The sequence below is a fragment of the Variovorax sp. LjRoot175 genome (assembly GCF_964253805.1).
Taxonomy (GTDB): Bacteria; Pseudomonadota; Gammaproteobacteria; order Burkholderiales; family Burkholderiaceae_C; genus Variovorax.
On the sequence record NZ_CAXURY020000001.1, the window covers coordinates 1,127,265 to 1,140,983 of the forward strand.

At 67.9% G+C, this 13,719-nt stretch carries 14 protein-coding genes and 2 pseudogenes; 12 read left to right on the forward strand and 4 right to left on the reverse strand.

The window, feature by feature from the left end:
- Positions 1 to 32: 32 nt before the first annotated feature.
- Complete coding sequence (locus ACSQ89_RS05645) at positions 33 to 818, reverse strand: IclR family transcriptional regulator domain-containing protein (protein WP_093111557.1); 786 nt, start codon at positions 816 to 818, stop codon at positions 33 to 35.
- Between the two features lie 104 nt (positions 819 to 922).
- Here ACSQ89_RS05645 and ACSQ89_RS05650 point away from each other — a divergent pair, with 104 nt between their 5' ends.
- The 4 genes from ACSQ89_RS05650 to ACSQ89_RS05665 all read left to right on the forward strand — a co-directional run bounded on the left by ACSQ89_RS05650 (position 923) and on the right by ACSQ89_RS05665 (position 4,601).
- Positions 923 to 1,624: a 3-oxoacid CoA-transferase subunit A gene (locus ACSQ89_RS05650; protein WP_093111555.1), complete on the forward strand. Its 702-nt coding sequence runs from the start codon at positions 923 to 925 to the stop codon at positions 1,622 to 1,624.
- A gap of 2 nt (positions 1,625 to 1,626) precedes the next feature.
- Complete coding sequence (locus ACSQ89_RS05655) at positions 1,627 to 2,271, forward strand: 3-oxoacid CoA-transferase subunit B (RefSeq protein ID WP_093111553.1); 645 nt, start codon at positions 1,627 to 1,629, stop codon at positions 2,269 to 2,271.
- A gap of 25 nt (positions 2,272 to 2,296) precedes the next feature.
- Complete coding sequence (gene pcaF, locus ACSQ89_RS05660) at positions 2,297 to 3,502, forward strand: 3-oxoadipyl-CoA thiolase (RefSeq protein WP_093111551.1); 1,206 nt, start codon at positions 2,297 to 2,299, stop codon at positions 3,500 to 3,502.
- A gap of 121 nt (positions 3,503 to 3,623) precedes the next feature.
- Complete coding sequence (locus tag ACSQ89_RS05665; protein WP_436295695.1) at positions 3,624 to 4,601, forward strand: Bug family tripartite tricarboxylate transporter substrate binding protein; 978 nt, start codon at positions 3,624 to 3,626, stop codon at positions 4,599 to 4,601.
- Here ACSQ89_RS05665 and ACSQ89_RS05670 read toward each other — a convergent pair.
- Both ACSQ89_RS05670 and rtcR read right to left on the reverse strand, forming a co-directional pair.
- A complete protein-coding gene (locus ACSQ89_RS05670) occupies positions 4,598 to 5,539 on the reverse strand; it encodes an ornithine cyclodeaminase family protein (RefSeq protein WP_093111549.1) in 942 nt (313 codons plus the stop codon). The genes ACSQ89_RS05665 and ACSQ89_RS05670 overlap by 4 nt on opposite strands.
- 13 nt (positions 5,540 to 5,552) lie before the next feature.
- Positions 5,553 to 7,154 (reverse strand): RNA repair transcriptional activator RtcR, encoded by a 1,602-nt coding sequence (rtcR, locus tag ACSQ89_RS05675; RefSeq protein WP_436295694.1) that lies wholly within the window; start codon positions 7,152 to 7,154, stop codon positions 5,553 to 5,555.
- 216 nt (positions 7,155 to 7,370) lie between these two features.
- Between rtcR and ACSQ89_RS05680 the strand changes: the two genes are divergently transcribed.
- Genes ACSQ89_RS05680 through rtcA form a run of 3 tightly spaced genes read left to right on the forward strand, consistent with a single transcriptional unit; the run spans position 7,371 to position 10,338 of the window.
- A complete protein-coding gene (locus ACSQ89_RS05680) occupies positions 7,371 to 8,594 on the forward strand; it encodes an RtcB family protein (protein ID WP_093111545.1) in 1,224 nt (407 codons plus the stop codon).
- Between the two features lie 18 nt (positions 8,595 to 8,612).
- Positions 8,613 to 9,260 carry a zinc-ribbon domain-containing protein gene (locus tag ACSQ89_RS05685; protein ID WP_436295693.1) on the forward strand — a complete coding sequence of 216 codons (648 nt, stop codon included), beginning with the start codon at positions 8,613 to 8,615 and terminating at the stop codon, positions 9,258 to 9,260.
- Between the two features lie 40 nt (positions 9,261 to 9,300).
- The gene (gene rtcA, locus ACSQ89_RS05690; protein WP_436295692.1) at positions 9,301 to 10,338 is read left to right on the forward strand and encodes an RNA 3'-terminal phosphate cyclase; all 1,038 of its coding nucleotides are present in this window, start codon (positions 9,301 to 9,303) and stop codon (positions 10,336 to 10,338) included.
- A 10-nt stretch (positions 10,339 to 10,348) separates the two neighbouring features.
- Here rtcA and ACSQ89_RS05695 read toward each other — a convergent pair whose 3' ends face one another.
- A complete protein-coding gene (locus tag ACSQ89_RS05695; RefSeq protein ID WP_436295691.1) occupies positions 10,349 to 10,798 on the reverse strand; it encodes a MarR family winged helix-turn-helix transcriptional regulator in 450 nt (149 codons plus the stop codon).
- A 73-nt stretch (positions 10,799 to 10,871) separates the two neighbouring features.
- Between ACSQ89_RS05695 and ACSQ89_RS05700 the strand changes: the two genes are divergently transcribed.
- The 5 genes and pseudogenes from ACSQ89_RS05700 to ACSQ89_RS05720 all read left to right on the forward strand — a co-directional run.
- Positions 10,872 to 11,861: a Bug family tripartite tricarboxylate transporter substrate binding protein gene (locus tag ACSQ89_RS05700; protein WP_436295690.1), complete on the forward strand. Its 990-nt coding sequence runs from the start codon at positions 10,872 to 10,874 to the stop codon at positions 11,859 to 11,861.
- Positions 11,862 to 12,115: 254 nt separating this feature from the next.
- A pseudogene (locus ACSQ89_RS05705) lies at positions 12,116 to 12,475 on the forward strand (amidohydrolase family protein); the annotation flags it as partial.
- 154 nt (positions 12,476 to 12,629) lie between these two features.
- Positions 12,630 to 12,839, forward strand: a complete 210-nt coding sequence (locus ACSQ89_RS05710; RefSeq protein WP_436295689.1) for an amidohydrolase family protein — start codon at positions 12,630 to 12,632, stop codon at positions 12,837 to 12,839.
- 63 nt (positions 12,840 to 12,902) lie between these two features.
- Positions 12,903 to 13,052, forward strand: coding sequence for a hypothetical protein (locus ACSQ89_RS05715; RefSeq protein WP_436295688.1), 150 nt, complete (start codon positions 12,903 to 12,905; stop codon positions 13,050 to 13,052).
- Positions 13,003 to 13,656, forward strand: a pseudogene (locus ACSQ89_RS05720) (hypothetical protein); the annotation flags it as partial. The gene ACSQ89_RS05715 and the pseudogene ACSQ89_RS05720, both read left to right, overlap by 50 nt.
- Between the last annotated feature and the right edge of the window lie 63 nt (positions 13,657 to 13,719).

A 13,719-nucleotide genomic window follows, 5' to 3' on the forward strand; every position in this document is an offset into this window, starting at 1 on the left:
CATAGCTTTTCATGCATCGGGAGCCGCCGGCCTCAAAGCAGCCGCGAAACCTCCGCCGCCGCGGCCAGCAGCGCGGGCAGCATGGTCTCCTGCATCACCTTCGCGCTGGTGCGGTTGGCCTGGCCGCTGATGTTGAGCGCGGCCACCATGCGGCCGGCGCGGTCGACGATCGGCGCGGCGATCGAGATCAGGCCTTCTTCCAGTTCCTGGTTGACCAGGCACCAGCGCTGGCGCCGCGCCTGCACGACCTTGGCAAAGAGGGCGTCGATGTCGGTCAGGGTGTGGCGCGTCAAGGCTTCGAGCGTCGAGGCTTCGAGCCGCGCGCGCACCGCTTCATCGTCCAGGTCGGCGAGCAGCAGGCGGCCCATCGAGGTGCAGTACGCGGGCAGGCGCGAGCCCACGCCGAGGCTGATTCGCATGATCTTGTGCGTCGGCACGCGCATCACGTAGACGATGTCGGTGGCATCGAGCACGGCCGCCGAGCACGACTCCTGTACCTGCTGCACCAGCGCCTCCATCACCGGCTCGGCACGGTTCCAGATCGGCATCGACGAGAGGTAGGCGAAGCCCAGGTCGAGGATGCGCGGCGTCAGCGCGAAGAGCTTGCCGTCGGAATCGACGTAGCCCAGCGTCTGCAGCGTGAGCAGGATGCGGCGCGCGCCGGCGCGCGTGAGGCCGGCCGCGGCCGCCACCTCGCTCAAGGTCTGGCGCGGTGCGCTCGCGCTGAAGGAGCGGATCACCTGCAATCCGCGCGCGAAGGACTGCACGTAGCTGTCGCCCGGTGTGGGTGCGGTGGGCTGCTTCTTGTGGGTTGCCATAGCGGTGGATCTTCCTTAAAATTCATTATACGAACACTTGTTCGGTATGCGAACAAATCGCAACCTGGGTGTTTCGCTTTTTCCCACCCCCGGAGACAGATTCCATGATCAACAAGATCGCGCGCTCGGTCGCCGATGCCATGGCCGGCGTCCCCGACGGCGCCACGGTGCTCATCGGCGGCTTCGGCACCGCCGGCATTCCCGGCGAGCTCATCGACGGCCTGATCGAGCAGGGCGCCACGGACCTCACCGTCGTCAACAACAACGCAGGCAACGGCGATACCGGCCTGGCCGCGCTGCTGAAGGCCGGGCGCGTGCGCAAGATCATCTGCAGCTTTCCGCGCCAGGCCGACAGTTACGTCTTCGACGAGCTCTACCGCTCCGGCAAGCTCGAACTGGAACTGGTGCCGCAGGGCAACCTGGCCGAGCGCATCCGTGCGGCCGGTGCCGGCATCGGCGCCTTCTTCTGCCCCACCGGCTTCGGCACCCAGCTGTCCGGCGATCGAGAGACGCGCGAGATCGACGGCAAGCAATACGTGCTGGAGTACCCGATCCGCGGCGATGTCGCGCTGATCAAGGCCGAGCAGGGTGACCGCTGGGGCAACCTCACTTACCGCAAGGCGGCGCGCAACTTCGGGCCGGTGATGGCCATGGCGTCCGACCGCACCATCGCCACCGTGCACGAGATCGTCGAACTCGGCGAGATGGACCCCGAGGCCATCGTCACGCCGGGCATATTCGTCCACCAGATCGTCAAGATCGAGCGCGTCGCCACGCAAGCCGGCGGCTTCAAGAAGGCAGCCTGACCATGAGCAACTACCAACGCCGCACCAAGGACCAGCTCGCCGCCCGCGTCGCGCAGGACATCTTCGACGGCGCCGTCGTCAACCTCGGCATCGGCCAGCCGACCCTGGTCGCCAACCACCTGCCGGCCGGCCGCGAGGTCATCCTGCACAGCGAGAACGGCATCCTCGGCATGGGCCCGGCGCCGGCCGAAGGCCAGGAGGACTATGACCTGATCAACGCCGGCAAGCAGCCGGTCACGCTGCTGTCCGGCGGCGCGTATTTCCACCATGCCGACAGCTTCGCGATGATGCGCGGCGGCCACCTCGACATCTGCGTGCTGGGCGCCTTCCAGGTCTCGGCCACCGGCGACCTCGCGAACTGGAGCACCGGCGAGGAAGGCGCCATCCCCGCGGTCGGCGGCGCGATGGACCTGGCCATCGGCGCCAAGCAGACCTGGGTGATGATGGATTTGCTGACCAAGAAGGGCGAGAGCAAGGTCGTCGCCCAATGCACCTATCCGCTGACCGGCATCGGCTGCGTGAAGCGCGTGTATTCCGACCTTGCCACCCTCGAATGCACGCCCTCGGGCTTGAAGCTGATCGACAAGGTCGAAGGCCTCGAGCATGCCGAGCTCGAAAAGCTGGTCGGCCTGCCGATCACCATCTGACGACAACTTCGACGAGAGACACACCATGACGAATCAAGCCTTCATCTGCGACGCCGTTCGCACCCCCTTCGGCCGCTACGGCGGCGCCTTGTCGAGCGTGCGCGCCGACGACCTCGGCGCGGTGCCGCTCAGGGCGCTGATGGAACGCAACAAGGACGTCGACTGGCAGGCCGTCAGCGACGTGCTCTACGGCTGCGCCAACCAGGCCGGCGAAGACAACCGCAACGTCGCGCGCATGTCGGCGCTGCTCGCGGGCCTGCCGCAGCAAGTCGGCGGCGGCACCATCAACCGCCTGTGCGGCTCGGGCCTGGACGCGGTCGGCACCGCGGCGCGCGCCATCAAGGCCGGCGAGACTGGCCTGATGATCGCGGGCGGCGTCGAGAGCATGAGCCGCGCGCCCTTCGTGATGCCGAAGGCCGAAAGCGCCTTCAGCCGCGCCAACGCGGTCTACGACACCACCATCGGCTGGCGCTTCGTCAACAAGCTCATGAAGGCGCAGTACGGCATCGACTCGATGCCCGAGACGGCCGAGAACGTGGCGACCGACTACAAGATCGAGCGCGAGGCGCAGGACCGCATGGCGCTGGCCTCGCAGCAGCGCGCCGTGGCGGCGCAGAAGTCGGGCTTCTTCGATGCCGAGATCGTGCCGGTCAGCGTGCCTCAGAAGAAGGGCGACGCGATCGTGGTCGACAAGGACGAGCATCCGCGCGACACCAGCCTCGAGGCGCTGGCCAAGCTGAAGGGCGTGGTGCGGCCGGACGGCACCGTGACCGCCGGCAATGCCAGCGGCGTGAACGACGGCGCCGCGGCCTTGCTCCTGGCCGACGAGGCGCATGCGGCCAAGTACGGCCTCACGCCGCGCGCCCGCGTGGTCGGCATGGCCACGGCCGGCGTGCCGCCGCGCGTGATGGGCATCGGACCGGCGCCCGCCACCGAGAAGGTGCTGAAGCTCACCGGCCTCACGCTCGACCAGATCGACGTGATCGAACTCAACGAAGCCTTCGCCGCGCAAGGCTTGGCGGTGCTGCGCCTCTTGGGCCTGAAGGACGACGACGCGCGCGTCAACATCAACGGCGGCGCGATCGCGCTCGGCCATCCGCTGGGCGCCAGCGGCGCGCGCCTCGCGACCACCGCGGTGAATCAGCTCCACAAGCAGGGCGGCCGCTATGCGCTGTGCACCATGTGCATCGGCGTGGGGCAGGGCATCGCCGTGATCCTGGAACGCGTCTGATCGGACTCGCCCGAAGCGACCAGCTGCCGGGCCTACTGCGGCAGCGGGCGACCGGTGCGCGCGCTGGTCCCGCCGCTTGAATCCGCGCCTGAATTTCTTTCTACAACTCCGGAGACTTCCCATGTTTTTCAGATCCTTGATGGCGGTCGCGGCCCTGGCTGCCGCCAGCCTGATGCCCGCGACCGCCAGCGCGCAGCAGTTCCCCACCAAGCCGGTGCGCATCATCACGCCCTTCCCGGTGGGCGGCGGACCGGACGGCGTGGCGCGCCTGGTGGCCGACAAGCTCTCGCGCGCCTGGGGCCAGCCGGTGGTGGTCGAGAACCGGCCCGGCGGCAATGGCTTCATCGCCATCGATGCCTGGAAGCGCGGCGCCAAGGACGGGCACGACCTGCTGGTGCTCGACAACGTGCACCTCGCGGCCTATCCGGCGCTGTTCAAGAAGCTGCCCTACGACCCGAACAAGGACTTCGACGCGCTGCTGCCGCTGTTCAAGGCCTATTTCTTCTTCACCGTGCCGGCCGACAGCAAATACAAGACGGTGGGCGACCTGATCGCCGACGCCAAGGCCAACCCGGGCAAGCTCAACTACGGCTCCTGGTCGGTGGGCAACCCGGTGCATCTGGGCTCGGAACTCTTCGAATCGGCCACCGGCACGCAGATGGAGCACGTGATCTACAAGGAGACCACGCAGCTCTACACCTCGGTCTCGACCGGCGAGCTGGCCTTCGCGCTCGGCACCAGCGCCACCGCCGGTCCGCTGCAGCGTGCCGGCAAGCTGCGCCTCCTGGCGGCGGCGGCGCCCAAGCGCGTCGCAGCCTTCCCCGAGGTGCGGACGGTCGGTGAGTCTGGCGGGCCGCAGGGCTTCGAGGTCACCGGCTGGAACGCGATTGCGGTGCCGCAGGGCCTGCCGGCTGCCGTGACCGACAAGATCAAGCGCGACATCGAGAGGGGGCTGGCCGAGGCCGACGTGCAGGAGAAGTTCAAGAGCTTCGGCTACGAACCCTTCCCGACCACGCGCGAGCAGTTCAACCAGTTCGTGCAGAGCGAGACCAGGCGCTTCGGCGACGTGATCAAGAAGGCGAACGTCTCGCTGGACTAAGGCTCTTGCTGAGCGGCCTGCCACACCAGCGTGGCGGCCGCGAGGTCTTCGAGCGCGCTGCCGACGGCCTTGAAGACGGTGCGCTCGCTGTCGTCGGCGCGTCCGCAGTGCGTGCCGCGGCACAGATCGGCGAGCGTGGCCTGCACGTCATCGCGCGAAAGCGTGCCGGCCGCGATCGCATCGAGCAGGTCGCCGGCCTTCTGCAACGCTTCGTCGGTGTCGACGAAGGTCCGCGCACCGGCGAAGCAGGCTGGGTCGGCCTCGCGCATCTGCGGCGCGAAGCTGCCGATCAGGTCCAGGTGCGAGCCCGGCGCCAGCCACCCGCCTTGAACGAGCGGCGTGGTGGCGAGCGTCGCGCAGCTCACGATGTCGGCGTTGCGCGCGGCGGCCTCGAGATCGGTCACGGCTTGCGCGTTCCAGCCTTCGCTGCGCCATTGCGCCGCCAGCGCCTGCGCGCCCTCGGGCCGGTGGTTCCACACCCGCACTTCGTCGATCGCCCGCACGGTGGCAAGCGCGGCCGGCAGCAGGCGCGCGACGCGGCCGGTGCCGAGCACGAGCAGGCGCCGCGCATCCGAACGCGCGAGGAAGGAAGCGCCGAGCGCCGAAGCCGCCGCTGTGCGGTGGGCGGTGATCTCGTTGCCGTCCATCAGCGCGAGCGGCACGCCGGTGTGTGCGTCGTAGAGCACGTAGGTCGCGTGCAGGCCGGGCAGGCCGTGCGCACTGTTGCCGGGAAAGATGTTGATGGTCTTGATGCCGAGGAAGCCCGCATCGCTCCAGGCCGGCATGATCAGCACCGTGCCGCGGTCGGCGCCGGCTTCGATGGCATGCACATGGCGCGGCGGCACCTTGGCCTCGCCGGCGAAGGCATCGCGCAAGGCGGGCACCAGGCGGGCCAACTGCAGTGCGCTGCGGGTGCTGTGCTCGTCGAAATGTTTCATGGCGTGGTCGGCCTCAGGCAGAAACCAGCTGGCTCCATTGGAGTCCGTATTTGGCGAGGTACTTGCGCAGGCGGTCGGCGTCGTTGACCACCGTGCGCTGGCCGCGCGAAGCCTGGAACAGCTGGCGCCCGGCATCCGAGAGCGTACGCGCGTCGCGGCAGACGCGCACCACCGCTTCGAGCTGAAGCCGATCGAACAGGTCCAGCTCCGCCTCGCGCTCGGCGCCGAGCAGGGCGCCGAGGTCGATCGCATCCTGCCCACCCGAGGGTGCGGCGCGCTTCCAGAGCCAGCGCAGGCGTGCGATCTCGGCCTGCACCAGCTCGCCGGTGATGCGCCCGCCGTCGGCCAGCGTTGCGAGCCGCGTCACGCTGGCCGAGAGATCGCGGAAGTTCCCGCTCCAGAGCGCCTCGTCGCTGCGCGCGAAGCGCAGGTAGGCGGCGCGCGCCTCGGCATTGAAGCGTGCCACGCGGTGGTTCTCGGCGGCGTAGAGCGCGAGCAGATGGTCGATGTTGGGCTCGATGTCTTCCGGCCGTCGGGCGAGGCCCGGCAGGTCGTAGGTCCAGAGGTTGATGCGCGCGAACAGGTCTTCGCGAAAGCGCCCGCCGGCCACGTCGGCGCGCAGATCGCGGTTGGTGCCGGCGATCAGCTGGAAGTCGCTTTCCACTTCGCGGTCCGAGCCCATCGGGAAGAAGCGCTTCTCCTCGATCGCCTTCAGCAGCATCGCCTGTTCGTCTGCGCCGAGTTCGCCGATCTCGTCGAGAAAGAGAACGCCCTGGTGCGCGCTTCGCAGCAGGCCGGCGCGCTCCGCCGCCGCGCCGGTGAAGGCGCCCTTCTTGTGGCCGAACAGCGTGGATGCCGCGCCGTCGCCGCGCAGGGTGGCGCAGTTCACCTCGACGAAGGCGCCGGTTGCCTGATGGCGCGTCTTCTTAAGCTCGAACATGCGACGCGCGAGGAAGGACTTGCCCGCGCCCGTGGGACCGACGAGCAGGATCGGCGCGCGCGAGCGCACGGCGACGCGCTCGATCTCGTCGATCAGTGCATTGAAGCGCGGGTTGAGCGTCGCGATGCCGCTCTTGAGGAAGGCGACCGCATCGCGCTGCTCGGCTTCGAAGCGCCGCGCGATCGCGTCGTAGCGCGAGAGGTCGAGGTCGATCAGCGTGCAGTCGCCCGGGTCGCCGGCGCGCTGCCGCTTGGGCGGCGCGGTCTGCGCGAGCACGCCCGGGATGGCGCGCGACTCCGCCAGCAGGAACATGCAGATCTGCGCCACGTGCGTGCCGGTCGTGATGTGCGTCCAGTACTGCTTGCGCTCGGCGTCGAAGGGATAAGCGCGCGCCCAGTCGTAGAGGCGGGTGTAGACCTCGCCGAAATCCCAGGGATCGGTGATGTCGAGCTCGACCAATCTCACTTCGGTCTCGGGCGAGACGATTGCGATGTCGGCCTGGACTCTTTCTGCGAGCGCCTTGTGCCGCAGCGTATGGATCAGCTCCATGCGCGCGATCACCATGTCCTCGTGCTGCGTCAGCGAGACGGTGGGGCGCCATTTCTCCCAACGCCCGGCGCCCTGTCCGGCGTCGAGCTGGGTGCCGAGGAAGCCGATGACGACGATGGGTTTCATGGAGATAAAAAACTAGCGAGTATTCTAGTATCTGGCAGCCTGCCTTCGACGGTGTCCTTAGGACGCCAAAGAAAAATCCTTTTCCATCAACGACTTGGTCTTTGCTGGCATTGCCTGCTCCGCATTGGCACACTCTTCGCGAACAAGACGGCAAGCGCCGTTGTGGCGTGAGTCGGGGAGGGTGCAATCGGCACCCTCCCGAGCGGGAGAAAAGTCATGGAACAGAACTACGAACTGCACGAAGTCGAGAACGGCGTCCCGGTGAAGATGTGGACCCGCGGCGTGCCGGTCGAAGACGAAGCGCAAAAGCAACTGGAGAACGCGGCGCGCCTGCCGATCGTGTTCAGGCACATCGCGGCCATGCCCGACGTGCACTACGGCATCGGCGCGACCGTGGGCTCGGTGATCCCGACCTTCAGGGCGATCATTCCGGCCGCGGTCGGCGTGGACATCGGCTGCGGAATGATGGCCTGCAAGACCACGCTGCAAGCGAACGACCTGCCCGACAACCTGGGGCCGCTGCGTGCCGCGATCGAGAAGGCCGTGCCGCATGGGTCCAACCCGAAGCGCCAGGGCCGCGACAAGGGCGCGTGGGAAACCCCGCCCGACGAGACCGACGCCGCGTGGGCGAGGCTCGTTCATGAGTTCGACGCGATCTGCGAGGACTACCCGCGCCTGAAGAACACCAACAACCACAAGCACCTGGGAACGCTGGGCACCGGCAACCACTTCATCGAGGTCTGCCTCGACCAGGCGGGCGCCGTGTGGTTCATGCTGCACTCGGGTTCGCGCGGCGTGGGCAATGCGATCGGCACGCACTTCATCGAGCTCGCGAAGAAGGATGCCGAGCAGCACCAGCGCAACCTGCCCGATCAGGACCTGGCGTACTTCGAGGAAGGCGCCAAGTACTTCGGGGACTACGTGCGCGCGGTGGGCTGGGCCCAGAAGTTCGCGCGTGCCAATCGCGAAGTGATGATGCAGCGCGTGGTCGCGGCCGCGCGCAAGGTCGTCGCCAAGCCTTTCGAGGCACATGTGGAGGCGGTGAACTGCCACCACAACTACGTGAGCCGCGAAACGCACTTCGGCCAGGACGTGCTCGTGACCCGCAAGGGCGCCGTGAGCGCGAAGGCGGGCGAACTCGGCATCATCCCGGGCAGCATGGGCGCCAAGAGCTACATCGTGCGCGGCAAGGGCAACCCCGAGAGCTTCATGAGCTGCAGCCACGGCGCCGGCCGCAAGATGAGCCGCACCAAGGCGAAGAAGCTCTACACCGTGGCCGACCAGATCGCCGCCACCGCCGGCGTGGAATGCCGCAAGGACGCCGACGTGATCGACGAGATCCCGATGGCCTACAAGGACATCGACGCCGTGATGGAGGCGCAGAAGGACCTGGTGGAGGTGGTGTACACGCTCAAGCAGGTGGTGTGTGTGAAGGGGTAGCCCAGACGGGATCGACGAATGAAAAGCAACAAGCAGCGCCGCGCCGAGATCAAGGGGCGGCGCCTCGAACGTGCTGGGAAACTTGCTGCGCTGCTGAGCGGGCAGGACGCACGGCATCTGGTCGCCGGTGCGCGGCTTGCCGGCATGGAGCTGGCCGACCAGGACGTGCTGGCGCGCTACAACAACACCTATGGGCTGTTGCCCACCTTCTATGTTGACCTGGCCTTCACCTGCCGCGACTGCGGCATCGAGGAGGTCTGGACCGCCAAGCAGCAGAAGTGGTGGTACGAAGTGATCCACGGCCATATCGACAGCACGGCGGTGCGTTGCCGTGCGTGCCGCCGCGCGTATTGCGAGCAGCGACAGCCCGCGAACGCCGGCGAGGGCGCCAACCTGCTGCGCGAACGGACGCAGCGGCTGCGCACGCTGGGTGCGGCGAACCCGAATGCCGAGGCGCTGGCCGAGATCGACGCGGCCCTTGAAAGCAAATGGTGGAGTCTGCGGGTTGTCGCCATCGAGACCATGGGACGCTGGGGCGGGGCACTACAGGTCGAGCGGCTCGAGGCGCTTGTGGCGGGCCGCGCGGGCCATGGGTATTGGAGCTGGGAGCGTGTTGCGGGCGATGCCGCTGCCAAGGCCCTGGCGCGCGGAAAGCAAGTGACGTGATGCGCGTTCGAACAACAACAGGATGATGAGGACAGAAGAAGTGATCGAACTCGACGGCTCTGAAGGCGAGGGCGGCGGCCAGATCCTGCGCACCGGCCTTGCGCTCGCGATGGTCACGGGCCAGCCGCTGGCGATCGATCGCATTCGCGCCAGGCGGCCCAAGCCGGGGCTAATGCGCCAGCACCTGGCCTGCGTGCTGGCGGCCGTGGAACTGAGCGGCGCGCAGATCGAGGGCGCCGAGCTCGGTTCGCAGCGGCTGCGCTTCGTGCCCGGCGCCGTGCGCGCCGGCGACTACCGCTTTGCGGTCGCCAGCGCGGGCAGTTGCATGCTGGTGCTCCAGACGGTGCTGCCCGCGCTGCTGCTGGCCGATGCGCCGAGCCGCGTCTCGCTCGCCGGCGGCACGCACAACCCGATGGCGCCGCCCTTCCATTTTCTCGACCTGGCCTTTGCACCGCTGGTGCGCCGCCTGGGCGCGGACCTGCAGCTGGTGCTGCAGCGCTGCGGCTTCTATCCGGCCGGGGGCGGTGCGGTCGAAGCGACCATCGTGCCCTGCGCCGGACCGCTCAGGCCCTTCGATCTGCTGGCGCGCGGTGCGCTGCAGGCGGCACATGGCGAGTGCCTGGCGCCGGGGCTTGCGCGCCATGTCGCGGTGCGCGAGCTCGGCACGCTCGGCAGCGCGATGGGCTGGTCCGTCGAGCAGCTGCGCCACGGTGTGGTGCGGCTGAACGAAGGGCCGGGCAATGCGCTCATGGCCGTCTTCGCCTACGAGCACGTCACCGAGGTCTTCACGGCCTTCGGCGAGAAGACGCTTTCCGCCGAGCAGGTGGCGCATCGGCTGGTGAAGGAGGTGCGCGCCTTTCAGAAAAGCGGGGCTGCAGTCGGGTCGCACCTGGCGGACCAGCTCGCGCTGCTTCTTGCGCTCGCGGTGTGGCAGCGCAAGGAAGCCGCGGCCTTCAGCTGCAGCGAAGTGACGCAGCACACGCGCACCAACTGCGCGGTGATCGAGCGCTTCCTGCCTGTGCGCTTCGCGATCTCGCAGGGCGCCGAAGCTGCCATGGTGCAGGTGGCGCCGGCCTGAGCGTCCTGCTCTATGCCAGCGGCGTCGCGTTGGCGTAGATGCGCAGCAGCATCTCGCGCAGCAGCTTCACCTCGCTCGCGCTGAAGTCCGAGAGCGCGATGGCTTCGTAGTGCTTGGCGAGCGGAATGATCTCGTGCGTGAGCTCGAGGCCGAGCGGCGTGAGCGCGAGGCGTATCGCGCGGCCGTCCGTACCGCACTTCTCGCGCCGCACGAGTTCCAGCGTCGCCAGCCGGTCGACGATGCGCGAGAGCGCCGACAGGTCGTTCGAGGAATGCAGCGCGAGCTCGGAAAGCGTCTGGTCCGGCGTGTGCTGCAGCGAGGCGCACACGCGCCATTCGACGAGGCTCAGGCCGTAGGGCTTGAGCGCCTTGGAGAAGGCATTGCCCATGCGCGCGCCGGCGCGTGCCAACAGGAAGGGAATCGCCTTCTCGAGATCGTGATCCTGGACTAGGGTTTTCATGAACAAATACTTGCTGATTCAAGTATAGAGTGCGCCAAATTGCTTGAATATTCAAGTAACTAAAGAGACAATCATGAACCTTTTCCGCTCCCGCTGCACGGCTCTTCTGCTCGCGCTTTCGGCCGGCGCCGCCGCGCCGCTTGCCCATGCGCAGGGCGCTGCGGCCAAGTGGCCGGCCCAGCCGGTGCGCTTCGTCGTTCCCTTCCCGGCGGGCTCGGCGCCCGACGTGCTGATCCGGCATGTGAGCGTCAAGCTCGGCGAGAAGTGGGGGCAGGGCGTGATCGTCGACAACAAGCCGGGCGGCAGCGGCGTGATCGGCATGAACGCCATCCTCGCCGCGCCCGCGGACGGCGCCACCTTCGGCTTCGTGCAGGGCTCGGCGATCTCGGTCGCGCCGAGCACCATCAAGGGCGTGAACTACGACTTCAACCGCGACTTCGTGCCGGTCACGCTGGCCGCGGTCGCGCCTTTCATGCTGGCGGTGCCGGGCGATTCGCCCTACAAGACGCTGGCCGATTTCATCGCTGCTGCCAAGGCGAAGCCGCAGAGCATCGAGGTGGCCGACAACGGCCGTGGCACGTTGCCGCATCTTGCATCAGCGCTGCTCGGGCTGCAGTCGGGCGCGCAGTTCCTCGAGGTGCACTACCCCGGCGGCGCGCAGGCGATGCAGGCCATGCTGGGCGGCCAGACCAAGATGATGGTCGAGACCTACAACGTGGTGGCGGGCAACGTGCAGGCTGGCAAGTTGCGCATCCTCGCGAGCATGGGCGACCGCGCCGAGCCCGGGCTCGAACAGTTTCCGCTGGCCAGCAGAACGGTGCCCGGCGCGGTGGCGCACGGCTGGTTCGCGGTGATCGCGAAGAGGGGCGTGGACCCGGCCGTCCTCGCCAGGCTCAACAAGGATATGGGCGAGACGCTGCTCCTGCCCGACGTGGTGGCCAAGTCGCGCGAGCTCGGCACCTACCCGCGCCCGGGCACGTCCGAGCAGCTGGCCCAGTACATCGCCGATGACCGCAAGACCTGGCAGGGCGTGCTCGACAAGCTCAACATCAAGCCGGAGTGAACAGCGGATGAAGAACAAGATCGCGCTGGAGGAGCATTTCGCAATCGAGCTCACCATCGGCGACTCGGAGGTCTATGCGCGGCCGGAGGTCTTGGGCCGGCCTGAAGAGCAATCTGCTCGACTTCGAGCAGCAGCGCATCGAGCAGATGGATGCCTGAGGTACCGAATACGCAATCCTCTCGCTCAACTCGCCGGCGGTGCAGGCCATTCCCGATCCACGCCGTGCCGTCGAAGTGGCGCGGCGCGCGAACGAGGTGCTGGCCGAGCAGGCGGCGCGCCGGCCGACACGCTTCGGCGGCTTCGCGGCGCTGCCGATGCAGGACCCTGAAGCGGCGGCGCGCGAACTCGAACGCTGCGTGAAGGAGTTCGGCTTCCACGGCTTCCTGGTCAACGGCTTCTCGCAGGTCGGCGACGAACGCACCGTCGTCTACTACGACGCGCCTCGGTTCGCCGACTTCTGGGCCGCGGCCGCGGCGCTCGGCAAGCCCTTCTACATGCACCCGCGCGACCCGCTGCCGGCACGCGAGCCGATCTACGACGGCGCGCACTGGCTCACGGGGCCGACCTGGGCCTTTGCCGTGGAGACCAGCATCCACGCGCCGCGGCTGTTGTCGAGCGGCCTCTTCGACCGGCATCCCGGGTTGCAGATGATCCTCGGCCACTTCGGCGAAGGCATCCCCTTCAACATCTGGCGCGTCGACCGCATCTTGCGCAAGGGACGGCGCGGCATGCCGTGCGAGAAGCAGATTGGTGACTACCTGCGCAGCAATGTGCACATCACGACCAGCGGCAACTTCCGCACGCCCACCTTGCTCTCGACGATGCTGGAAGTGGGCAGCGCGCATCATGTACTCGGTGGACTACCCCTTCGAGAAGCACGAGGATGCGGCGAGCTGGTTTGACCATTGCGAGATCAGCGACAACGACCGGCTGAAGATCGGCCGGGACAACGCGCGCAAGCTTTTCAAACTGCCATGAAAACAGCACTCGACAGCCGACCCGTGCTGATCGCCGGCGGCGGCATCGGCGGCGCTCGCGCTGGTGCGCGAGGGCTACAACGTGAAGGTGATCGAGCAGTCCGCCCACATCGGCGAGTTCGGCGCCGGCATCCAGCTCAGCCCCAATGCCTTTGCGGCCTGCGATGCGCTGGGCGTCGGCGCGAACCTGCGCGCCCGACCGACGAGATGGTGATGTTCGATGCCATCGATGCGAAGCGCGTGATCGGCATCGCGCTCGATGCGCGCTTCAGGGAGCGCTTCGGCAACCCGTACACGGTGATCCATCGCGCCGACATCCACGGCGCGCTGCTCGAAGGGGTGCAGGCCACCACCGAAGGCATCGAGTTCCTCACGTCGACCAAGGTGGTGCACATCGAGCAGAGCGACGACGGCGTCACGCTGATCGACGCGCAGGGCGGCCGCCAGGCCAGGCCGTGATCGGCTGCGACGGCGTGCGTTCGGCGGTGCGCCAGCAGTACGTGGACGACGGCATCCACGTCTCGGGCCACGTGGTGTTCCGCGCGGTGATCGACACGGCCGAGTTCCCCGAGGCGCTGCGCTACACAGCGCCCTGCATCTGGGTCGGGCCCAACTGCCACCTGGTGCACTACCCGCTCAAGGGCGGCGACAAGTTCAACCTGGCGGTCACCTTCCACAGCGACCGGCCCGAGGAGTGGGGCTCGATGGACGGCGACCCGTCCGAAGTGCAGCGCTACTTCCGCCCCACCTGCGAAGCGGTGCAGCAGATCCTGCGCATTCCGAAAGCCTGGAAGCGCTACTCCACAGCCGACCGCGATCCGATCGAGCGCTGGACCTTCGGCCACGCGACCTTGCTCGGCGATGCCGCGCATCCGATGGTT